This window comes from Sphingomonas sp. (assembly GCF_035944535.1).
In the GTDB taxonomy this organism is placed as follows: domain Bacteria; phylum Pseudomonadota; class Alphaproteobacteria; order Sphingomonadales; family Sphingomonadaceae; genus Sphingomonas_B.
In genome coordinates, this window is sequence record NZ_DASZBC010000009.1 from 88,403 (window position 1) to 110,330 (window position 21,928).

At 66.1% G+C, this 21,928-nt stretch carries 22 protein-coding genes; 11 read left to right on the forward strand and 11 right to left on the reverse strand.

From position 1 onward, the window contains the following. Positions 1 to 19 precede the first annotated feature (19 nt). The gene (locus tag VGT77_RS09800) at positions 20 to 520 is read left to right on the forward strand and encodes a CAP family protein (RefSeq protein ID WP_327462024.1); all 501 of its coding nucleotides are present in this window, start codon (positions 20 to 22) and stop codon (positions 518 to 520) included. Between the two features lie 122 nt (positions 521 to 642). Next, positions 643 to 1,422 (forward strand): phosphoribosylaminoimidazolesuccinocarboxamide synthase, encoded by a 780-nt coding sequence (gene purC / locus VGT77_RS09805; protein ID WP_327462026.1) that lies wholly within the window; start codon positions 643 to 645, stop codon positions 1,420 to 1,422. A gap of 45 nt (positions 1,423 to 1,467) precedes the next feature. On the opposite strand, the gene VGT77_RS09810 is transcribed toward purC, so the two are convergent. The 7 genes from VGT77_RS09810 to VGT77_RS09840 all read right to left on the reverse strand — a co-directional run bounded on the left by VGT77_RS09810 (position 1,468) and on the right by VGT77_RS09840 (position 8,707). Beyond that, entirely contained in the window at positions 1,468 to 1,812 is a 345-nt protein-coding gene (locus tag VGT77_RS09810) for a hypothetical protein (RefSeq protein ID WP_327462028.1), read from the reverse strand. Between the two features lie 91 nt (positions 1,813 to 1,903). Then, positions 1,904 to 3,625 carry a PEPxxWA-CTERM sorting domain-containing protein gene (locus tag VGT77_RS09815; RefSeq protein WP_327462030.1) on the reverse strand — a complete coding sequence of 574 codons (1,722 nt, stop codon included), beginning with the start codon at positions 3,623 to 3,625 and terminating at the stop codon, positions 1,904 to 1,906. A gap of 308 nt (positions 3,626 to 3,933) precedes the next feature. Continuing rightward, positions 3,934 to 4,830, reverse strand: coding sequence for a hypothetical protein (locus tag VGT77_RS09820; RefSeq protein ID WP_327462032.1), 897 nt, complete (start codon positions 4,828 to 4,830; stop codon positions 3,934 to 3,936). Positions 4,831 to 4,924: 94 nt separating this feature from the next. After that, complete coding sequence (locus VGT77_RS09825) at positions 4,925 to 5,449, reverse strand: DUF4123 domain-containing protein (RefSeq protein ID WP_327462034.1); 525 nt, start codon at positions 5,447 to 5,449, stop codon at positions 4,925 to 4,927. Next, positions 5,446 to 5,940 (reverse strand): PAAR domain-containing protein, encoded by a 495-nt coding sequence (locus VGT77_RS09830; RefSeq protein WP_327462036.1) that lies wholly within the window; start codon positions 5,938 to 5,940, stop codon positions 5,446 to 5,448. The genes VGT77_RS09825 and VGT77_RS09830 overlap by 4 nt, the downstream gene beginning before the upstream one ends. Positions 5,941 to 6,004: 64 nt before the next feature. Next, positions 6,005 to 6,214, reverse strand: a complete 210-nt coding sequence (locus tag VGT77_RS09835; protein WP_327462038.1) for a hypothetical protein — start codon at positions 6,212 to 6,214, stop codon at positions 6,005 to 6,007. Positions 6,215 to 6,304: 90 nt separating this feature from the next. After that, positions 6,305 to 8,707 carry a zinc-dependent metalloprotease gene (locus VGT77_RS09840; protein WP_327462040.1) on the reverse strand — a complete coding sequence of 801 codons (2,403 nt, stop codon included), beginning with the start codon at positions 8,705 to 8,707 and terminating at the stop codon, positions 6,305 to 6,307. Between the two features lie 342 nt (positions 8,708 to 9,049). On the opposite strand from VGT77_RS09840, the gene VGT77_RS09845 reads away from it, so the two are divergent. Then, the gene (locus tag VGT77_RS09845; RefSeq protein WP_327462042.1) at positions 9,050 to 10,471 is read left to right on the forward strand and encodes an ATP-binding protein; all 1,422 of its coding nucleotides are present in this window, start codon (positions 9,050 to 9,052) and stop codon (positions 10,469 to 10,471) included. Here VGT77_RS09845 and VGT77_RS09850 read toward each other — a convergent pair. Then, entirely contained in the window at positions 10,468 to 10,692 is a 225-nt protein-coding gene (locus tag VGT77_RS09850; protein WP_327462044.1) for a hypothetical protein, read from the reverse strand. The two genes, VGT77_RS09845 and VGT77_RS09850, sit on opposite strands and share 4 nt — an antisense overlap. A 28-nt stretch (positions 10,693 to 10,720) precedes the next feature. On the opposite strand from VGT77_RS09850, the gene VGT77_RS09855 reads away from it, so the two are divergent. Continuing rightward, positions 10,721 to 11,218: a cyclodeaminase/cyclohydrolase family protein gene (locus VGT77_RS09855; RefSeq protein WP_327462046.1), complete on the forward strand. Its 498-nt coding sequence runs from the start codon at positions 10,721 to 10,723 to the stop codon at positions 11,216 to 11,218. Here VGT77_RS09855 and VGT77_RS09860 read toward each other — a convergent pair. Next, a complete protein-coding gene (locus VGT77_RS09860) occupies positions 11,179 to 11,445 on the reverse strand; it encodes a hypothetical protein (RefSeq protein ID WP_327462048.1) in 267 nt (88 codons plus the stop codon). The two genes, VGT77_RS09855 and VGT77_RS09860, sit on opposite strands and share 40 nt — an antisense overlap. Before the next feature lie 156 nt (positions 11,446 to 11,601). Here VGT77_RS09860 and VGT77_RS09865 point away from each other — a divergent pair, with 156 nt between their 5' ends. After that, on the forward strand, positions 11,602 to 12,294 hold the full coding sequence (locus tag VGT77_RS09865; RefSeq protein WP_327462050.1) for a PEPxxWA-CTERM sorting domain-containing protein: 693 nt from the start codon (positions 11,602 to 11,604) through the stop codon (positions 12,292 to 12,294). 60 nt (positions 12,295 to 12,354) lie between these two features. Here the strand turns inward: VGT77_RS09865 and VGT77_RS09870 are convergent, their stop codons facing one another. Continuing rightward, a complete protein-coding gene (locus VGT77_RS09870; protein WP_327462052.1) occupies positions 12,355 to 12,573 on the reverse strand; it encodes a hypothetical protein in 219 nt (72 codons plus the stop codon). A 190-nt stretch (positions 12,574 to 12,763) separates the two neighbouring features. Here VGT77_RS09870 and VGT77_RS09875 point away from each other — a divergent pair, with 190 nt between their 5' ends. The 5 genes from VGT77_RS09875 to VGT77_RS09895 all read left to right on the forward strand — a co-directional run bounded on the left by VGT77_RS09875 (position 12,764) and on the right by VGT77_RS09895 (position 19,134). Beyond that, positions 12,764 to 14,287, forward strand: a complete 1,524-nt coding sequence (locus tag VGT77_RS09875; protein ID WP_327462054.1) for a peptide chain release factor 3 — start codon at positions 12,764 to 12,766, stop codon at positions 14,285 to 14,287. A gap of 38 nt (positions 14,288 to 14,325) precedes the next feature. Then, complete coding sequence (locus tag VGT77_RS09880; protein ID WP_327462056.1) at positions 14,326 to 15,408, forward strand: sensor histidine kinase; 1,083 nt, start codon at positions 14,326 to 14,328, stop codon at positions 15,406 to 15,408. A 357-nt stretch (positions 15,409 to 15,765) separates the two neighbouring features. Beyond that, entirely contained in the window at positions 15,766 to 16,656 is an 891-nt protein-coding gene (locus VGT77_RS09885) for a helix-turn-helix domain-containing protein (protein ID WP_327462058.1), read from the forward strand. A gap of 47 nt (positions 16,657 to 16,703) precedes the next feature. Beyond that, positions 16,704 to 17,738: an SDR family oxidoreductase gene (locus tag VGT77_RS09890; protein ID WP_327462060.1), complete on the forward strand. Its 1,035-nt coding sequence runs from the start codon at positions 16,704 to 16,706 to the stop codon at positions 17,736 to 17,738. 79 nt (positions 17,739 to 17,817) lie between these two features. Continuing rightward, positions 17,818 to 19,134 carry a glycosyltransferase gene (locus VGT77_RS09895; protein ID WP_327462062.1) on the forward strand — a complete coding sequence of 439 codons (1,317 nt, stop codon included), beginning with the start codon at positions 17,818 to 17,820 and terminating at the stop codon, positions 19,132 to 19,134. Here VGT77_RS09895 and VGT77_RS09900 read toward each other — a convergent pair. Then, a complete protein-coding gene (locus VGT77_RS09900; RefSeq protein WP_327462064.1) occupies positions 19,037 to 19,771 on the reverse strand; it encodes a fatty acid desaturase in 735 nt (244 codons plus the stop codon). The two genes, VGT77_RS09895 and VGT77_RS09900, sit on opposite strands and share 98 nt — an antisense overlap. A gap of 71 nt (positions 19,772 to 19,842) precedes the next feature. On the opposite strand from VGT77_RS09900, the gene VGT77_RS09905 reads away from it, so the two are divergent. Beyond that, the gene (locus VGT77_RS09905; protein WP_327462066.1) at positions 19,843 to 21,870 is read left to right on the forward strand and encodes an amidohydrolase family protein; all 2,028 of its coding nucleotides are present in this window, start codon (positions 19,843 to 19,845) and stop codon (positions 21,868 to 21,870) included. Positions 21,871 to 21,928: the final 58 nt, after the last annotated feature.

Consider the following 21,928-nt stretch of genomic DNA (forward strand, 5'->3'; position numbering starts at 1 on the left):
GCGGGGATGGAAGGGGATTATGGCCGCGGCGCTGGCAGCCGCGATGCCGCTCATGACGGGCGGCATCGACCGCGACTCCGCCTTCGCCGAGCGCATCCTCGCCAGCCACAATCGCGAGCGCACCACGCTCGGTGTCCGCCCGCTCCAATGGGACGACCGGCTCGCCGCCCAGGCCCAGGCTTGGGCCGACCATCTCGCCCGCACCGGCAAGTTCGAGCATTCGCCGGCCAATCCATTCGACGGCGCCACGGCCGGAGAGAATCTCTGGACCGGCACCAAGGGCGCCTATTCGCCCGAGGAAATGGTCGGCTATTGGATTGACGAGAAGGCGGACTTCAAGCCCGGCGTCTTTCCTGCCGTATCGCGCAGCGGCGACCTGCAGGCGGTCGGCCACTATACCCAGCTGATCTGGCGCCAGACGACCCGCATCGGCTGCGGCATCGCCAGCACCAGCGCCGACGACATTCTGGTCTGCCGCTACATGGTGTCCGGCAACGTGATCGGCGAGCGGGTGATCTGAGCGGCTCGATTGCACCCTCTCCGGCGTTGCGTTAAGAGGGCGCCCCCGCCTCGGCCGCGCCCTTTTCCGCGCTTCCGGGGCGCATTCTTTTCAAGTCTGGGCCTAGGCCCGAGGAGCATGCCATGGCCCGCCGCCGCCAGATTTACGAAGGCAAGGCCAAGATTCTGTACGAAGGCCCCGAGCCGGGCACGCTGATCCAGTATTTCAAGGACGACGCGACCGCCTTCAATGCTCAGAAAAAGGGCACGATCAGTGGCAAGGGCGTGCTCAACAACCGCATCTCCGAGCATATCTTCACCCTGCTCGGCACCATCGGTGTGCCGACCCACTTCATCCGCCGCCTGAACATGCGCGAGCAGCTGATCCGTCAGGTCGAGATCATCCCGATCGAAGTGGTGGTGCGCAACGTCGCCGCCGGCACTTTGTCCAAGCGGCTCGGCATTGAGGAAGGCACCCAGCTCCCCCGGACGATCGTCGAATATTACTACAAGGACGATGCGCTCGGCGATCCGCTGATCAGTGAAGAGCATATCGCCTGTTTCGGCTGGGCCAGCCAGGAGGAGATGCACGACATCACCGACATGGCAATCCGGGTTAACGACTTCATGTGCGGCCTGTTCGCCGGCATCGGCATCCGCCTGGTCGACTTCAAGCTCGAATTCGGCCGCATCTGGGACAATGACTATGCCCGTGTGATCCTCGCCGACGAGATCAGCCCCGACGGCTGCCGCCTTTGGGACATGGAGTCAGGCGAAAAGCTCGACAAGGACCGCTTCCGCCGCGATCTTGGCGGCGAAGTCGAAGCTTATCAGGAAGTCGCCCGCCGCCTCGGCCTGCTGCCCGAAGATGGCGAGAATGCCGTGTTGGACCTGGAAAGCCACCGCAAGCGCCGCGGACGCTGACGCGCGGGGCAAGAATTTGGAGCTCAGCGTCGGAAGATCCTTCCGCTAAAGGCAGCGAATGACCTTGGACTGCACGCCATGGGCGAGCTGATAGCTGTCCACCGATTTCCCGTTTCGGACAGTCAGCGTCAGCTGGCTTCCACTCAGCGTCCCTTCATAGCGCACGCGCGCGGGCCGATCGGAAGCGGTGGATGGGCCGCCGCCATGAGCCATGTACGTTCCCGCCTGGGAGAAGCGGCCGTCACGGCCGAGCGCGACGGGCATCGCAAACTCGCCCTCCGCACAGCCGAGGCGCAGCACGGCCTTGTCGGCACCGACGGTCAGCATAACCTGCTCGCCGCCCCAGTCGCCGACGGACAGAGTGGCTGGCGCAAGGGTCATTGCGGTCAATCCAAGCAGAAAGGGCGCGGCGCCGAAACGCCACGCCCTTCCGGTTGCAAACAAGCTGCGGCCGCCCTCGAGTATGCGCGGCCGCACCTGGTCAGGCCATCGTCACGCGAACGGTGACGCGCTGGCTGCGGCGGGCGGCAAAACCGACCATGCCGAAGCCTGCGATCATCATCGCCCAAGTCGCAGGTTCCGGAACCGAGGCATCGACCGCCACGACATATTGGCCCCAGCGCGAGAAGCCGGACGCGGCCGGATAGCCGGGCCGCGTCACCTCATAGGGATCAGCGGCATATTCGCCGATGACCCAGAAGGTGTGGTCGTCGGTGGGGTCGAGCGTCACGGCGGCATAGTCGCCCCAGCGCTGGCGGCCGTTGGGCACGCCGGTCGCTTCCGGATTGCCGTTCAGATAGCCGGCGGTGTGGCTTTCCTTGGCCAGAATGGCGTCGCCGTAGAGGTAGAGGCGGCCGTCACTGAGCATGCCCAAGGTCTGCGCATAGATGCGGATCTTGCCGTCCGTCGCGTCATAGCCGGAGCGGTTATAGGCCACCACCGCTGTACCGTTGGTGACCGCCAACGCCGCCTGGTAATAATCGTAACCGGCCTCACCCAGGTCGAGCGTCTGAATGACGTCCTTGGTGTTCGAGTCCATCACCGTCACCCGCACGGTGGTCCGGTCGGTACCCGGGATCGTGATGGTGTGGGTGAAATAGGTCTTGCCGTTCACTTCCCAGGCATTGCTGCCGATCCGGTCGTCGAGCGTGTCGATGTTGCGGAGCGGAGTCAGGCCCGGCCGGCCCGGCTGACGAGCCGGCGCGTTGCCGGTATAGTCGGTGTAGATGAGCTGAGACGCGGATTGCGTCGCAGCACCAGTGCCGGCGTTCAGGATGTCATAGGCCAGCACGCCGTTCACGAACGCGGACGCGGCGACAATGTGCCCCTTTCCATCGGTTGCTTCGTTCGAGTTGACGCCCTGAATCGCGAAACCGCGCGTGGTGTCGTTCACGCCGCCTGAAACGAAGGGCGTGTTGAACACCTGCATGTTCGTGAGGCTCGGGCCAGCCGCGTCAAAGATATTATCCTTGTCCAACACGAACAGGCTGGTGCCGCGATAACCAGTCGGCCCCCCAGCGACTTCCTGGCGGAAGTTGTTGGTGCCAATATAGATCGCGTTATTGTCCATTGCGAGCGTCGGATAGTCTGCGATCGTCGCGAAGCCGGGCGCAAACTCCGCCAGCCCTTCGAACTTGGTCGACTTCCAGTTGCCCAGCGCGTCGGCGGTGTCGGACACCGCAATGTTGATATCCTTGTTCTGCGCGCCGAACCCGATCGCGATCCAGCGCTGGTTCTGGTGGTTGAACAGGATGCGAGGGTCGCCGCCGGTTCCGGCCTGGCCCACCTGCTGCCAGAAGCCGACATCGCTGGTGCCGCCGAGCAGATTGCCGGTGTTCTTGTCGAACACGCCGAAGGCGCCATTGATCAGCTGCACGAATTGGGTGGTGCCGACGGCGCCCATCGTGTCGGGCGGCACGAGTGCGCGGCCGAGCAGGCGCGTGTCGTAATCGCCGAGCGCGTTGAACGATTTGAGCACACGCTTGTCGGAATGCGGCTGATTGCCGAACACCGTCGGGCTCGGCGCGAAAAAGCCTTGGCCCTGCGTCACAACGGCAGGATCGACGCCCGGCGCGCCCGGATCGACAATGGCGCGCGGCAGTCGGGCGGTGAGCCGCGCCGACTTGGTATCCTGGGCAAGCGCCGCCGTGCCCGCGAGCACGGACGCGACCACTGCCAGCGAGGCAATGCTTCTGACGATCATGTTGATGTTCCCCTTACCCCTATGCGGGGACAGCGCCACTGATGGACGGTAACCCCCTGCCCCGCAAACCGACTCGAAATGAGCCAGGCGACAGTTCATGCCTGTTAACCAGGATTGTCAAAGTCTAACTTGCCCGCGTCCCAAAATAGGACGTCGACTAAGTGCTTGATCTTCCGCGCCGTTGTTTCATTGCGCTGCATCTTCAAACCAGGTAATAAAGTTGCGTCCGCGCCCACGGAGAGGTCGGGCGTGCACGGAAATGTTAACCCCTTCGCTGATGCGAGCCCGACCCGCTTGGCCCGGCAAGCTCAACTTCCTAGTGCAGCCAGGATTTCTGCCTCGCTGAGATTGGGATCGGCGAGTGGATGTTCGCGGACTTGGGTCTGCCACTTCCAGTCGATCGCCGGAGCGGGCCGCCGGAAACGGATCCAGTCCACGTCCATCAGCATATCGACCGGAGCGTCGGCGAGCACCGTTTTGTTCTCCCGCACCGGGTCCTCGCGCTGCGGCGGGACGGCGTCGCTGGTGGTGTAGGCGATCAGGCCGACCTGCATCACCGGGTTAGGCTCCATACGATAGAAGCGGTCGCGCACGCGCCAGGCGCCGCCTTCCTCCCGGGCCAGGGCGAATAGGGTCATGCCGACCCGCACCAGCCGAAGCTCGACCCAACCGGAGCGGAACGGCCGCAGCTTCAGCGAGGAAAAGCTGTTGTACGTGCCCTTGGTCTCCGTCACCGGCACACCGCGCTCCAGGCCGGCGCCGGTGGTGACGAAATGCCAATTCTCACGCCGCGGCTCCCAACTGGCAGCATCGAGGCCGTTTGGCGTTCGCGCCATCAGGCCGCCCAGCGACCAGGTGCCGCCGGGAATCGCGCCACTGGCGCCTCTGACCCGCACCCGCGCCCGAACATCGAAATCGCCGTCGATCGTCTGGAACAGGAAGGGCGCGTTCAGGTCGCGCACCCATGCGCCGTGATAAGGCTGAAGGTGCAGCGCGCCCGGCACCGTGGCGCCGACATCCAAGCGCTTCAGCTTGTCCGGCCAGCCGTAACGCTGGTCGAAGCGCGTCCATTTCGCGTCCAGCGCCGCACCCGAGAACTCGTCGTCATGCCGGCTGAGGTCCGTGCGCGGCGGCTGGCCGGGCGGGTGCGGCTGCGCAGTCGCCGCGGTCGAGATCATCAGGGTCGCAAGCAGGAACGGTCTCAACGCACACTCCATCGAACGGGAGCGGTGCGCTTCAACCAGCTGCGGCATCGAGGCGAGCAGGGTTAGACAAACGAACTCGGCTTTCCGACGAGAGTCAGGCCGCTTGCGCGAGGGCACCCGCCGCGGCCGCAAGCTGGTTCCAGGTGAGCGGCGTGGCCTGGACCGCTCCCCCCGACCAGCTGAGGCGCTCCAGCTGCGTCGCGACCGGCACGATATAGGCGGTGCAGCGCGCGTAAAGCTGCTGCAGATGATCGGCTTCGCTCGCCTTCAGAAACACGGGGAGCACGCGCGGGTCCCAGATGCGGAACAGCACGGGACCTTCGCCGTCGGGCAGGCGAACCTGCAGAAAACGACGAATGTGGCGGCGCACCTCGGCCAGATCGCCCGGCGCTTCGAGGAACACGCCCCAAGGCTGGCCGATGCCATGCTGGACCCACCGCCGCATGATCTCCGTGCCGCGCTCCAGAGGAAAGATGTGAGGCGAGACTTCGCGCAGCCCTTCGGGGATGTCGCCGGCGAAGAGGCATTGGGCATCCGGCTCACCCATCACCTTCAGCAGCGGATAGAGGCGCGGCTCCACCGCCGGGTCGACGACCGCGTACAGTCGCTGAAGGCTCACGCGTTCTTGCCGCCCATGCAGATTTCGCAGAACGGCGTGCCGTTCGCCGCCGCGGCCTTGAGCGTCTCGCGCTGGAACGGGATGTTCGAATATTTCATCACCGCCCAGCCGGGCGCGATGTCGGTGGTGTTGGTGCCTGCCTCGCCGCCGCCCCCAGGGCCGCCGCCCCCTCCTCCGCCTCCGCCGCCCCCGCCGCCACCGGCATCACCGATCAGAACGGTCGGCAGGCCGACCACGATCACGCCGCCATGCGCGGTGTTGTCGCCAAGGCGGGCGGCCTGGAGATTATTGACCCTGACTGTCGCCGAGCCCTTGGCGATCATGTCCGGCGGGCCGACGCAGACCAGCATGTCCGTCACCCGCGCCTGGGGGAGAAAACCGGTCATCACGTTCGGCGAGCCCAGTGAGATCGGTCCGCCGACATGCGGCACCAGCCCCGTCACCATCGGGCAAGTATGCATATCGGTGATGCGCGCGGCCGGCTGCCCCATGGTGTGCCTAATCCCTTGGGCTGAGGTTCAAGTCTGTGCCGCGCATCACCAAAGATCAAGCTTTTCAGGCACGCAGAAGGCCTGCCTTGGCAACCATGGCGAGCGCCGCTTCGATCGGCACGTCATGGCCAGTCGCTGCCCAGTCCGCGGCCAGAGCAACGCGGTCGCGGCTGCCGTCGAGAAGCTGAATGAAGGTGCGCGCGCGCGGGTCTGAGATGGCGAGGCTGCGCAGGTCGAGTGTACTGACCGTGGGCCAGCCGTCGGCAATCTGCATGCGGGCGCGCGGACTCGTCAACCACCCATCTGGCCTATGTCATCGTAACATCGTCCCTTTTGGGACAGGGGCGTTCGATAAGAGGTTGGCTCAGCCGATCGGCATGCCCGGTGGGACGCGCGGCAGTCGCCGCTGGTCGTTGAGCGCGGCGTTCAGCGCCTCGCGGTCGAGAAGCAGGCGTCCAAGGCCCCGGCTCCAGTCCCCCTGCACGCCGTCGCCTTTCGCCCGGGTCAGCTGCGTGGCGAGCCGGTTCAGCCGCTCCGACAGGGCCAGCGCGATCGTCGGCGACAGCGTCGCGTCGCGCTGGGTGCGGGCGATCGCCAGCACCGTGGTGGTCGCGATCCTCCGCTGGACCGCACTGTCGGGCCGGCCGGTGGTACGGTCGATCAGCCGGTCGATCAGGTCGTGCGCCGAGGGCAGCGACGAATCGCTTTGGCTCTGTATCTCCAGCCGGTTGAGCCGGTTGGGCGCGAGCAGGTCGATCAGCGTCACCGCCGCCGCCGTCTCAGTCGCGGCGAAGGGATCGAAGATGGGGCCGCCGGCAGTGCGAATTACTTCGATATCGGTCTGCCGGTCATTCTCGCCCGACCAGCCGGCGGACAGCAAAGGCTGAAGCTGCGCCGGAACCGCCAATGCGGCGGGCGTTAGCGTGTCCAGCAGTGCGTCGAGTGCGGCGTTCTGCCGCGCTGCATCGACCGGCGTTGCCGCCGCGGTCTGATCGCCCACCAGCGAGTAGTTGAAGTCGACGCCGCCGAGCAGCTTCGACGCAGCCTCCACCTGGTAGCGGTGGAGCAGCCAGATCGGCACGAAGGATCGGCGCAGCTGCGCTTGCGGATCGCCGTAGCGCAGCGCCGCCGGACCGAAGCCGGCGACCGCCGCCTGCCGCACCTCCATCACGCGCCGCAGCTCGGCGACCGGATCGGCGGCATCGTCCCATAGGCTTCCGATCGGGTGCGGGGCGTCGGGCGAGCGGGCGTCCTGGTCCGGCACATAGCGCAGACCTTGCGCCAGCCCCGCCGCCATGACCGGCTGCGCCTCCGCGTCCGTGCGGGCGCCGTAGAGCCAGGCAACGGCGAATTTGTCCCAATCGCCGACGCCTACGCCATAGGCATCGCTGAGGTCCGGACGGCCATTGACCAGCCGCACGCGGGGCGCCGGATAGTCCATCACCGACTGCCTGCCGCCGATGCTCGCCGCGAAATTATGGGCAAATCCGAGCGCATGGCCGACTTCGTGCGCGCCAAGCTGGCGGATGCGGGCCAGCGCGGCGGTGACCGGATCGTTCGGATCGCCGGTGCCGGTCAGATTGGCCCCGACCAGCGCCTGATAGATGATCAGGTCCTGCCGCACGCGCAGCGATCCCAGCAGCACCTGCCCCTTGATGATCTCGCCGGTGCGCGGATCGGTGATCGCCTGGCCATATGACCAGCCCCGGGTCGCGCGATTGACCCAGTTGACGACGTTGTAGCGGATATCGAGCGGATCGGCGCTCGGCGGCAGCATCTCGGCGCGGAAGGCATCGACCAGCCCTGCTGCCTCGAACGCGTCGCGCCACCAGGCGACGCCCTCGCGCAGCGCCGTGCGGATCGGCTCGGGTGCGGCCGGATCGATAAAGAAGACGATTGGCTTCTTGACCGGCGAGCGGGCGGCGTTCGGATCGGTCTTTTCCAGCCGGAAGCGGTTCGCCAGCTCATAGACCAGCTGCCCGCCTAGCGGCGCGTTGAAGTCGACCACTTGGGTGCCGAAGCTGCCCGCGCGCGGATCGAAGCGGCGGGGCACATAGCCCGGCTCAGGCAGCGCGATCAGCGAATGGCGGACCGTGAAGCTGACATTGCCCGAGGCGGGTGCGATATTCTCGATCTCCGGCCCCGCCTTGTTGCTGGTGAAGGTCAGTCGCGCTTCGAGTTCGACATTGTTCGGGAAGGCGCGGGCGGCGTTCGGGTCGGCGACGCTCAACTCGGGCACCAGCTTCCAATCGCCGCTCTCCTGCTCCTTCAGAGCGCGCGCGATGCCGAGATCGTCGCGGGCGACGAAGGGCGCGAGATCGACCAGAAAGCTGCCGTCCGTATTCTCGGCTGCGACATCGCCCATCCAGATGGTCGAAGTCGCAAAGGATCGCTTGACGCCTGCCTGCTCCTGCTCAGGCGCTCCTGACGCACGGAAACGCGGATTCTCCAGCTCGGCCACCACCTTCTTGCCGACGCGGCGGAACACCAGCATGCGCGAACCCGAATTGAGCGCATAGTCCAGGCCCAGTGCGGGCGAGCCGAGACCCGTCTCCAGAGCACTCGTGTAGATGAAGCGGCCGGAGACGCCCTCCGGGTCCGGTGCAGGAAGCGAGGCCAGGATGCGCCCGCCCCTACGATCGACGTTGAGCGGGATCAGCCCAGGTTGCGTGGCGGTCCCCGCCAGCACCTTGGCAGGCGGCTCGGCGGCAAGGACCGGCGAAACGAACAGCGTCGAGGCAAGCAGCAGCGCGGCGAAACGGGTCATCGGTCCCCCAGGGATCAGGTCAGGCGGCGACCATAAGAGCGGCGGGCGAGGCGGCGCAAACGCTGAATTCGGGCGTCACGCTGACCGATATTTTCTCCTGTCCTACACGCCCGGCGTTCGGATAGGCTTCGCGCCGCGCCGCTGCCGCTATGCCTGGCTCTTTGAAATGTGGATGGGCTGTTCCGATCTGGATCGAGCGGGAAGTTTGCAGTTGCACGTGCAAAATGTGCGGAACGTGCGGATCGTGCGGATCGTGCGGATGCTCGCCGTAGCCAAATAGTCCCCAGCTTTTTCGAGGCTTGGCCTTGCCCGGACTCGGGCGGCTGGCGGAAACGCGGCGGCATGAGCGTGAGCGTGGATTTGGGCGCCGATGAGCGCGGCGGGAGCGTCGGGCTGGACCTGGCGGAGTTGCTGTCGACGCGGCTGCTGGTCCAGGGCAACTCCGGCTCCGGCAAGTCGCACCTGTTGCGCCGCCTGCTCGAAGGCAGCGCGGGCACGGTCCAGCAGGTCGTGATCGATCCCGAAGGCGACTTCGTCACCCTCTCCGACGCGTTCGGGCACACGGTGATCGACGCCCCCGCCTATTCGCTCAGCGAAGTTGCGACGATCGGCGCGCGCATCCGCGAGCACCGGGCGTCGGCGGTGCTCAGCCTCGAAGGCCTGGAGGTAGACGATCAGATGCGTTGCGCGGCGGCGTTCCTCAACGCGCTGTTCGATGCCCCGCGCGAACAATGGTTTCCGGCGCTGGTCGTGGTTGACGAAGCGCAGCTTTTCGCGCCCGCCGCTGCCGGCGAAGTTGCGGACGACGCGCGCAAGGCCTCGCTTTCGGCGATGACCAACCTGATGTGCCGCGGCCGCAAGCGCGGACTCGCCGGCGTGATCGCCACGCAGCGGCTGGCTAAGCTCGCCAAGAATGTAGCGGCGGAAGCCTCCAACTTCCTGATGGGCCGCACCTTTCTCGACATCGACATGCTGCGCGCCGCCGACCTGCTGGGCATGGAGCGGCGTCAGGCCGAAGCGATCCGCGATCTGGAGCGAGGGCAGTTCCTCGGCTTAGGCCCTGCCATAGCACGGCGGCCGGTTCTCGTGCGCGTCGGCGCGGTGAAGACGGGCACGAACCATGCGGCTCCGGTGCTGCTGCCCCTACCCGGCGCAGCGGACAGCGAACTGCTGTTGAAGCCCGGACCGGCGCCAGCGCGCGAAATTGCGCCGCCGCCTCCGCCACCCCGGCCTGCCGAGCTGATCCATGCGATCCAGGCGCCACCCGCACTTCCCGAATTGCCGCAACTCAGCGACGAAGATCGTGGCGACAGACTGCAGGGCGTGTTGCGCAGCCTGGCCGCCAGCTTCACCGGCCAGCCCGCGCCGGCGCTTTACCAGGACTTCACCATCGGCTGCCGCATGGGCGGCATTGCCCCAGTGCCGAGCCTTTCGGAGTTCCGGAAGCTGTTCGCCTTGGCGCTGGCCGGCATCAATGACGAGGAGAGTTGGTCGGAGGCGCTGGCGATCGGCGCCGCACTTCCTGAAGACATGCTGGCACCCTTCATGGCAATCGCCCGGGCAGCCCGGGACGGCGCCGCGTGCCCTGAAGACGGGGAACTCGCCCGGATCTACGGCACGGCGTCGCTGGGGCGCGTCAAGCGCCTGCTCGGCTATATGGAGGAGCGGGGCGTGATCGTGATCCGCAACGATCTGGGCGGCGGCCGGTCCATCGCCCTGCCTCATCTCGCCTGGACGACGGCCAGCACCAGCCGCGCGGCCTAGCCGATAATGGGGTGGGCGGCGCGGAGATCGTCCGCAACGGCCTCCACGGCGCTATTCTCGGACGCGCTGCCCGAGGGAGTCACCGCCCAGTTGCAGTGCGGGTGGGTGGCGCGTGAATAGAGCTTCACTTCCCCCATCACCATGCGCCAGCGCCGGCGATTGCCCCCGAAGCGGCGGGTAAGCGTTGTCAGGAACAGGTCGCGGAGATCGGCAGCCGTCATGGCGGCGGGCCTTAGCGAGGGAGCGCGCATGGAGTCGATTGCGGATCAGTCACTCAAGGCGCTGGCCAGCGCCATTGCCTCGCGCGCACCAGCGCCGGGGTCAGGCGTCGCTGCGGCGGCTGCCCTTGCCCTTGGGATCGCCTGCGCGCGCAAGGCAGCGGCGATCACGCTGAAGCATAATCCTGACCGGCCGGGGATCGACACCAATGATGCGCGCCTCGCCGAGTTGCAGGACACGGCCCTGAGGCTGGCCGAAACCGACGCGAGCTGCTTTCCGGCGGCGATCCGTGATGACGAGCGTGCAGCTGCTCGGTTGATCGAAGGTGACAAACGCTTGCTCGCCTGCGCAGACGAGGCCGAGGAGATCGTCGCGCGGCTAGCGGTGCAGATTGACGAGGTGATGCGGAACGACATCCTCGCCGCGCGGGCCCTGATCGAAGCGGCAGCGGCGATCGTCCGGGCCAATCTCGCCGAGAATGAAGCCGCTCAATCATCGGGCAACAGCCGCTCCGAAGCAGACAGATAATCTTCAGCCGCCCGCTTGAGCTCCGGATGATCAGGAAAAGCATCCGCGGGAAAGGGCGCGCGTCCGATCGCGTCCAGCAGCGCCCACAGCGCGAACTTCCGGCCCGGCTCCCGCTCGAGCCCGAAGTCCAGCAGCAGGGCCGCGCTTCCATCGGCCAGCGCCGGATCGTCTAGCCCGGCCAACTCGGCCGTGCCGAAATAATGGATCAGCAGTCCGTCCAGGTCCATCCGGTTCCCGGACGGGAAAGGAGCGCTCCGGTCAAGCCTGTCCCATATCGGATCAGCATATAAAAATAGGCCATGTGGCTGATCCTCAATGGTTAACCATTTCACTATTCTCGCGCGGACCGAGTCGTTCCGCTTCGGGTCAACAGGGGTAGAGTTATGAGGAAGTCTATCGTCGCAGCCGTGGCGCTGCTGCTCTCGAGCGGCGCGCAGGCCGTCACCTATGATGCCTTCACCAGCTTCAACGGCACACAAGGAGCAGGCGGATTCGGCTGGGTCTCCGCCGTCGACCAGAACCTAACGCCGCTGACTTCCGTCAGCTGCGTGATCAACAACACGATCTGTCTCGGACTGCAGAACGGCGCCTTTGGCTTGCCTGGCGTCTTCAAGTCGACCGGCATTCCCTCGTCCAGCCATCCGTATCAGCCGCTCGACCGGCTGCTAGTTCATCCTGGCTCGGCAAGCTCGCTGATCGGCTTTTTCATCGCACCCACTGCAGGGGAATATAGCTTCGAGGCCACGCTGGACGCGCTTACGACCTCAACATCGGTGGGCATATTCGCGCTCACCAACGCGAGCGGCAGCACCAACGTCTTCGCCAGTGGCTTTCTCGGCACGCCGGGGGCCACGCGCACTTTCAGCGGCACCTTCGACCTCGATGCCGGGGAAGTAATCGGGATCGGCGTCAACAATGCCGGGAACTTCGCCGGCGACTCCACCGGCCTGCGCTTTACCGTGACCCAGAATGTCACCGCCGTGCCGGAACCGGCGAGCTGGGCCCTGATGATCGGCGGCTTTGCGCTTGCCGGCACCGCTGCGCGCCGGCGGAACACGCGCATCGCCTACGCCTGAACTCTCGACCCTCTCAGGCGGACTCGACGCCGCCGGCTTTGGCCGGCGGCGTCTCTTCGTTCAGCCGAGCCGCAGCCGCAATCTCTGGCCCTGCAGCACGTGACGCGGCGCAGACTTGACCGGCAGGTGCAGGATGTTGGCGCGGGTCCGCACCGCCTCCTGCGAGCGGCCAAGCGCGTCCGCTATCTCGTGGAGCCAGGACCCGCCGGCCAGCATCCGCCTGAGCGTCTCGTCCTCGGCCGGCGTCCACAAACCTCGGTGATGCACTCTTTTCAGCACGCGACGTTCCCACCTTCGCGACGAAACTGCAGATGATCTCGGAAGAACAACCACAGCAACTCATTCCGGTTCCGAAGCAATATGGTAAACGAGCGGCGGTCCGGCGGATACTCGCCAAGCCGCCGCAATGCCGCTAAGGGGCGCGCGTTGCGCTCGCTTCGACAGCGCCGATCATCCCAGGCTCCATTCCATGTCATCACGCCCCATCGACCGCCCAGATCGGCGGACCTTTGCGATCATCTCACACCCCGACGCGGGCAAGACGACGCTGACAGAGAAACTGCTGCTGTTCGGCGGCGCGATCCATGCGGCGGGCGAGGTCAAGGCGCGTGGGCAGGCGCGGCGCGCCCGGTCCGACTGGATGAAGATCGAACAGCAGCGCGGCATCTCGGTCACCTCGTCAGTGATGACGTTCGAGCGTGACGGTCTCACCTTCAACCTGCTCGACACACCCGGCCACGAGGACTTCTCGGAAGACACCTATCGCACGCTGACCGCGGTCGACAGCGCTGTCATGGTGATCGACGCCGCGCGCGGCATCGAGGCGCAGACGCGCAAGCTGTTCGAGGTGTGCCGCCTCCGCTCGGTGCCGATCATCACTTTCATCAACAAGGTCGACCGGGAAGGCCGGCACCCGTTTGACCTGCTCGACGAAGTCGCGTCGCAACTGGCGCTCGACGTCAGCCCCATGAACTGGCCGGTCGGCATGGGCGGCACCTATCAGGGACTTTATGAGCTGGCGGCCAAGTCCCTGCTCCGTCCTGACGGCAGCGTGGATCCGGCTCCCGCCCTTTCCGACGAAGTGCTGGAAGAGCTGTCGCTGATCGAGGCCGGCTATGCGCCGTTCGACGAAGTCGCTTATCGCAACGGCGACCTGACGCCGGTCTATTTCGGCTCGGCGCTGAAGGAGTTCGGGGTTCAGGACCTGATCGAGGCGCTGGCCCGCTTCGCTCCGTCGCCTCGCCCGCAGCCGGCCGACCCCGAGCCGGTCTCGCCCGACGACAAGGCCGTTACTGGATTCATCTTCAAGGTGCAGGCGAACATGAATCCGATGCACCGGGACCGGGTCGCTTTCATGCGGCTCTGTTCGGGCAAGTTCCGCCGCGGCATGAAGCTCAACCAGGTCGGCACCGGCAAGGCGATCGCCGTCCACTCGCCGATCCTCTTCTTCGCCCAGAACCGCGAGACGGCGGAAGAGGCCTGGCCCGGGGACATCATCGGCATTCCCAATCATGGCACGCTCCGCGTCGGCGATACGCTGACGGACGGGCCGCCGCGCACGATCACAGGCCTCCCCAACTTCGCGCCGGAGCTGCTGCGCCGCGTCGCGCTCAAGGACCCGACCAAGACCAAGCAGCTCAGGAAAGCACTCGACGATCTTGCCGAGGAGGGCATCATCCAGGTCTTCTACCCCCAGGTCGGCAGCAACTGGGTGGTGGGCGTGGTCGGCCAGCTGCAGCTGGAGGTGCTGATCTCCAGGCTGGAGGCCGAATATAAGGTCGACGCGAAGCTGGAGGCTTCGCCGTGGGACACTGCGCGGTGGATCGCCGGCGACGCGAAGGACCTGGACGCCTTCGCCTCCATTCATCGCGGCGCGCTGGCCGAGGACCGCGACGGTGCGCTCGTCTTCATGGCCAAGGACGCCTGGGAGCTGAACTATGTGAAGGAGCGCAATCCGGCGCTTCGGTTTTCGGCGACCAAAGAACGCAGCTAAGCCTTTGTTCACGCGTCTGCCGCTGATAGGCTCCAGGCATGAGCGGGGGGCAGAATCGGGAGCAGCTTCGGGCGGCCATCGCGCTGACCATCGCGTTCAACTGCTTCACTTTGCTGGTCTTCACCTTGTCCGGCTTCTTTCGCGGACCCGACAGCTTTCGGGAGTCGCTGACGATCGGCGTACCGATGATGCTGGTCGACGGCTTCATCGGTTTCCATCTTTACTTTGTGCTGAAGGGCACGGCTGCGCTGCAGCCAGTGCTGCGCTGGTCAATCGTCACGGTGGCGGTGGTCATCGTCGCCCTGCTTCAGGCGCTCTGGGACACGCAGCTACGCATCTGGGCCGGGACGATGGTGACCGACTATCGCCAGGCCTTTGTCCGCGCCGCCACGATCAACACCTATAATAGCGGCATGCTGGCGGCGCTTCTCGCTTTTCAGGCGGCCTATGCGGCGCTCAAGTCGAACCAGCATCTGCTGGACGAGGCCCGTCAGCGCGAGCGGGAGGCGCAGATGCTGGCGCTGCGCTTCCAGCTCAACCCGCATTTCCTGTTCAACACGCTGAACGCCATCTCCAGCCTGGTCGTGTCCGGCCGTCCGCGCGACGCGGAGTCGATGATCGACCGGCTCTCCTCCTTCCTGCGCGGCAGCCTGGCGGCTGATCCTGACCGACTGGTTACGGTCGAGGAAGAGTTCGAGATGCTCGAGAATTATCTCGAGATCGAGAGCGTCCGCTTCGGCGATCGACTCGCGCCTTCGATCAGCCTGCCGGACGATCTCGGCGACGCGCAAGTGCCACCTTTCCTGCTTCAGCCGCTCGTTGAGAACGCCGTCAAATATGCGGTGGCGCCATCGCGCATGCCGGTCATGATTGGCATCGCGGCGCGCGAGAAGGACCGCCGTCTGGAGCTTGAAGTCAGCGACACCGGTGCCGGCGACGCCGCGTCAGGATCCAGCACTGGCGTCGGCCTCGCCAACGTCCGCGAACGGCTGCGCCTCAGCTTCGGCGCTCAGGGCGAAATGGCGGTCCATCGGGACGAATCCGGCTTCCGCGTGGTGCTCGGAATGCCGCTCGTGCGACGGCCCGCTTCCTCGCAGCAGCAGCCTTCCTTGGCCGCTTGATACTGCCTCTCTTTCGTCATTCCCGCGAAAGCGGGAACCCAGCATCGCCAGCGACAAGAACAAGAAGGGCTGGGTCCCCGCTTCCGCGGGGATGACGAAGGTGGAAGGGGCGAAAAAGAAAGCCCGGCATGGCGTGGGGCCAGCCGGGCTTTAGAGTCAGCATTCTTTCGAATGCCTCGGGTCGCAGGGCCTGACTGGCCGCAATCCCCCGGTCTGTGAACGCCGCGTCGACGAAACTGCAGCTGCCGTAGACGGGGCTGTACCGTCCCGGCACGGACAAGATCGGCCGTGCCCGAATAAGCTATTGCAACGACGCGACTTACCCGGTTGAAGGGGTGCAACAGGGGTGGGTGCGGGATGACCGAACAAATCGCGGTGACGATGCGGTTTCGCGTGCCGGCCGAATCGGTGCGCGACCTGATCACGTCCTATTATGTGATCGAGCTGCAGGGCCCGCCCTCCGCCACTGTCGAGGACCTGCTCCATCCGGAATGGGGCAATCTGCGCATTCGATTGCACAGCGAGTGGCACGCGCTCGATGCTGACGGCCGGCCGGTCGAGGGGTTGACCGTCGCCCTGTTCGGCCCCACCAGCCGCGCGCGCCCGGTCGTGGCGCGGCCGGGCAAGCTTCTCGGTATCGGCCTGACCCCACTTGGCTGGACGACCCTGATCCGCACGCCGGCGGACGCTCTCGCCGATGCCATCACCCAGCCCGTCGGCGAGTTGGGCGACGAAGTGGCGACGCTTCGGGAACAACTGCTCGGCGATGCGAGCGAGGCCGCGATGTTCGACCGGCTCGACGCCTTCTTCGCCCGGCGAGCTAAGACTCGTGACCGGAAGGAACCGCAGATCCGCGCCGTGCACGCCGCCCTGCTCGATCCCACGACTGCGACCGTCGAGGGCCTCGCCACCCGCACCGGCCTTTCGCAAAGCGCGCTGGTCCGCATCTGCCTGCGCAGTTTCGGCTTCACACCCAAGCTGCTGCTGCGCCGCCAACGTTTCCTGCGCACTCTCGCCGTGCTTGCCACCGAGGAACCCCGTCCGATCGGGCAGCTGCTCGACGGCGCCTATGTCGACCATTCGCACTTCAACCGCGACTTCAAGCGCTTCATGGGGCTGAGCCCGAGCGAGTATCTGGCCAGAGCGCGGCCTATCCTGACAGCCGCCATGGGCAGCCGGGAGCATGCGCTCGGCGCTGCCCTCCAGGGCCTGCACGAACTGACCTCCAGGCGCAGCAGGGCCGCGTAGGAACCAGCCGGGCAAGGAGGCGGTTCGGCTCCCGAAAGGAGCCTCGCATGGCCGTTAGACTGAAGCCGATCGAGCAGCAGACCATTGTCGTCACCGGAGCCACCAGCGGCAACGGCTTGGCGACTGTCGAGGAGGCGGTTGCCCGCGGCGCCACCGTCGTGCTTGCCGCGCGCAACCTCGATGCGCTGGAAGAGGTCGCCGTACGGCTGCGCTCGCGGGGCGCACGCGTAGCCGTCTGTGCCGCCGATGTGTCCGACCCCGCCGATGTCGAGCGGATCGCCGACACCGCGATCGAGCAGTTCGGTGGGTTCGACTCCTGGGTGAACAATGCCGCCGCGGCGACCTACGGGACGATGGAGCAAGTGACGCTCGCCGATCACCGCCGTATCTTCGACGTCAACTATTTCGGCGTGCTGCAAGGCTCGCTCGCCGCCGCGCGGCACCTGCGCGCTAAGGGCGGCGCGATCGTCAATCTGGGGTCCGTACTGTCCGACCGCGCGATGATCCTGCAGGGCGCTTATTCGGCGTCAAAGGCCGCCGTGCAGGCAGCCACCGATGCGCTCCGGATGGAGCTGGAGCAGGAAGGCGCACCGATCTCCGTCACACTGATCAAGCCAGCGGCCATCCACACGCCGTATCCGGAGCATGCCCGCAACTATATGGACGCGCCCCCGCGACTGCCGCCGCCCCTCTACGATCCGCGGCTGGTGGCCGACGCGATCCTGTTCGCCTGCGAGCATCCGCGGCGGCAGCTCTATGTCGGCGGTGGCGGCTATGCGATCTCCCTCGCCGGTAAGGTCGCGCCGCGGCTGACCGACCTCGCCATGCAGGCCTTCGGCGTGGAAGCGCAGCAAAGTCCCGGGGACCCCGGCGTGCTCAACCGCCGCGACAATCTGCACGAGCCGAAGCCCGACGGCACGGTGGACGGCGCGCAGGAAGCAAATGTCCGCAAGACCAGCTTCCTGCTCCAGGCGCAGAAACTGGCGCTGCCGACGCCGGGAGATGTCGTTCGGGCTGGGCTGAACGCCGTCGCGGACCTGGCCGAAGCGGTGGACGCGGCACGGTATCGGGGGCGGCGATAGATCTTTCCCGTTCGCTTCGAGCGAAGCCGAGAAGCGTATCTCGACTTCGCTTGATACGAGCGGCTTGCTAGCGAGCGATATGCCTCGCCACATCGCCATCATCGCGCCGCCGGTGCCGGGCCATTACGACCCGCTGAAAGTGCTCGCGCGGGCGCTGGAGCGGCGGGGGCATCGAGTCACTTTCGTGCACATGGCCGATGCGGCGGCGCTGGTGCCAGGCTTTTCCTTCGAAGCGGTCGGCGCGCGCACCCATGGACCGGGCGCGCTGGCGCGATACACGCAGGTGCTGGCGCGAGCGTCGCGGCCGTTCGGCTTTTTTCGGATGATCAGCGAGACGGCGGCGATCACGCGCATGTTGCTGGAAGACCTGCCTGCTGCTCTGGAGCGGATCGGGGCGGAAGCGGTGATTGCGGATTCGACAGAGGCTGCAGGCGGGCTGGCCGCGCGGCATCTGCGACTGCCTTGGGCGACGAGCGTCACCGGCCTGCCGCTGCTGCGCGAGCCGGCCGTGCCGCCGCCCTTCATCGGCTGGCCCTATAGGCACGACGCGGCCGGGCTGAAGCGCAACGCCACCGGCTATCGCTTTGCCGATCTCTTCGCCCGGCCGATCACCCGCGTGGTCGAGCGAGCCGCTTCTGCGTGGGCGCTCGATCCGCAGGAGAACCAAGGCTTCTCCCCGCATCTGCAAGTCGCCCAATGTCCGGAGGCGCTGGATTTTCCCAGACGCGAACTGCCGGCCAACTTCCATTATTGCGGACCCTGGCGCGATACGCCGCCGACAGACCCGGAGCTTCCTGACGACAGTCGTGCGCTCGTCTATTGCTCGCTTGGCAGCCTGCAAGGAGGGCGCGCAGGACTGTTCGCCGAGATGACGGAAGCGTGCGCGCGGGTGGGTGCTCGCGCCGTGGTGGCGCATGGCGGCAAGCTCGACGACGCTGCGGCGCGGCAGCTGCCTGGCGATCCGATCGTGCGTTCGCATTGGCACCAGCCTTCGGTGCTGCCCCGCTGCTCCGCTGCGACCCTCCATGCCGGGTTCAACACCGTGCTTGATGCGCTTGGCGCGGGTGTGCCGATGCTGATGGCGCCGATCGCCTTCGAGCAGCCGGGCACCGCCGCGCGGGTCGTCCATGCCGGTGCCGGAAGGCTGCTGCCGAGGCGGCGGAACGCGGATACTATCGCCGGAGAGCTAAGAACGCTGCTGGAGACCGCTTCCCACCGGCAAAATGCCGAGCGGATGGCCTATGCGATGCGCAGGCTGGGAGGCGTCGAAGAAGCGGCCGCGCTGATCCATCGGCTGTTCAGCCAAGCTCCCGCCGCAATCGGGGGAGCCGCCACCAGGGTGTCGCCGGGTGCAGGTGATGCTCGTGGTGATAGCCGCCGAAGTGGAAGCAAGTGACGAGCGACAGCCAAGGCGAAAGGCGCGTGCTGCGCGCGCGGTGATGATCGGCAAACCCACCCTGCTCATGCCTGTGAGGAAGATAGGTGCCGAAGAAGAAGAGCTGCCAGAGCGCAAGTAAGGCAGGCACCGCCCAGAAGATGACGATGTTCAACAGGCCCGCGCCCAGCAGCAGATAGACGATCGCTGCGAGCGTGATGCGGGCGAGCTGGCCATGAGTGTAATAGCTGCGGAAGAAGCTGAGGAACCAGGGCAGCGCGCGGGTCGGCTCGGGCGCGTGGAAGTCCGGATCCCCTTCAGTACCGACATGGCGGTGATGAAGCGCGTGCTTGGGCGCGAGCTGCCGATAGGAAAGACCCGCATAGAAGGCGAGCGCCAGTGTGCCGATACCGCGGTTCAGCCTTGGCTGGCCCGGCGCCAGTGCAGCGTGCATTGCGTCATGGGCGATGATGAACAGCCCCGTGCTGAGCCAAGCCTGCAGCAGGATTACCGCCAGCAGAGCGGGCGCATGGCCGAGCTCCAATCGCCAGAAGAAGATGCCGCCGATATGCACCGTCAGCCAGGCAGCCATGATCGCGGCGGCCAGGGTCAGGCCGATACGACGCTGCTGCGTGGTCGAGACTGCGGAACTCATCATCTGGCCCAACCACCTAGCGCCCTTATCCGATCCCGTTGCAAGCGCCGAATGCGCGGCCTAGTCGTTGCGATATGAAGCTTTTCAGCACCGCGGCATGGGCCGCACTCGCCGCCGCTATCGCCACTCCCGCCGCCGCCGAACTGCAGGACTATAGCGTCATCGTTGGCACCACCCGCGTCGGCCACCTGAAGGCCGATGTGCAGGGCGACCGCGCGACGATCGACTATGACTTCAAGAATAACGGCCGCGGGCCGACGATGAAGGAGACGATCCGCTTCGGCGCGGAAGGTCTGCCGGTTGCTTGGGACGTGACCGGCACCACCACCTTCGGCTCCAAGGTTGACGAACGTTTCGCGCGTGAGGGCGCCAAGGCGACGTGGACGGACTCGACCGGCAAGGGCAGCGCGCCCGCCAAAGGCGTCTATGTGACGCAAAGCGGCAGCCCCTGGGCGACCGGGCTCTATGCCCGGGCTATCATGAAGGCGGGCGGCAACAGCATCGCGGCCCTGCCTGGCGGCACGCTCCGGCTGACCAAGGGCGAGACGCTGAGCGTGGCAGGCTCCGGCGGACCGCTCCAGATCACGCGCTACGACATTAGCGGGATCGAAACGTCGCCCGATTCCGTGCTGCTCGACCCGCAGGGCAACATGTTCGCGGTGGTCAGCCCTAATTTCGCCATCATCCGCGCCGGCTATGAAGCGGAGGCCGACCGGCTGAAAGAATTGGCCGCCAAGTGGTCCACCGACCGCTTCGTCGATATCCAGAAGAAGGTCGCGCACCGCTATGCGGGTCCCGTCCGCATCCGCAACGTGCGAGTGTTCGATCCCAAGACGCAGGCGCTGACCGGGCCTGTCGCAGTGGTCGTGAACGGCCGCCGCATCGCCGCCGTCGAACCGCTCGGCAGCCCCGCGACCAAAGGCGAGACGGTCGTGGACGGCGCCGGCGGCACGCTGATCCCCGGCCTCTACGAAATGCATGCCCATACCAGCCAGGAAGGCGCGCTGCTGAACCTGATGGCTGGCGTCACCTCTATGCGCGACATGGGCAACAACAACGAAGTCCTTGCGGCGCTGATCGAGCGGATCGAGAGCGGCACGATCGCCGGCCCGCGCATCACCCGCACCGGCTTCATCGAAGGCAAGAGCCCGTTCAGCTCCAACAACGGCATGCTGGTAAATAGCCAGGAGGAAGCGATTGACGCCGCCCGCTGGTATGCCGCGCGCGATTTCTGGGCGATAAAATCCTATAACAGCATGAACCCGGCCTGGGTGCCTGCGATGGTCGCCGAGGCCAAGAAGCTGGGTCTGAAGGTGCTGGGCCATGTGCCCGCCTTCACCAATGCCGATGCGATGATCGGCGCCGGCTTCGACGAGCTGACGCACATCAATCAGCTGATGCTCGGCTGGGTGATCCAGCCGACCGAGGACACGCGCACCCTCTTCCGCCTGACTGCGCTCAAGCGCCTGCCGGGCCTCGACCTGAACAGCCCGCGCGTCCAGCATACGGTCAATCTGATGGTCGAGCGGAAAGTGCCGATCGACGTCACACTGGGCATTCACGAAAACCTGCTCACCAATCGCAACGGCGCGGTCGCGCGCGGCGCCGCCGACTATTTCGAGCATATGCCGATCGGCACCCAACGATCGCTCAAGCAGGCTTGGATCGACACATCGGCACCAGGCGACGATGCCGCCTATCGCGGCGCCTATGATAAAATCGTGCAGACCATCCGCATGCTGCACGATCGCGGCGTGATGATCGTGCCTGGCACCGACACTGGCGGCTCCTTCACCTATCATCGCGAGCTCGAACTCTATCAGGATATCGGCATGACGCCGGCGCAGATCCTGAAGCGCGCGACCTGGGACATGGCCGCCTATCTGGGCCAGGATCAGCAGCTCGGCTCGATCGAAAAGGGCAAGTTCGCGGACTTCTTCCTGGTGCCGGGTGATCCCACCAAGGAACTGAAGGCGATCAAGCGCATCGCCATGGTCGTGAAGGATGGCGCCTTCTACTATCCGGCCGAAGTCTATCCCGAGTTCGGCATCAAGCCGTTTGCGCCGGCGCCGAAGGTAGTGGCGGCCGCCGCCACGAAATAGTCCGTTCGCTTCGAGCGAAGTCGAGAAGCGTATCTCGACGTCGCTCGATACGAACGGG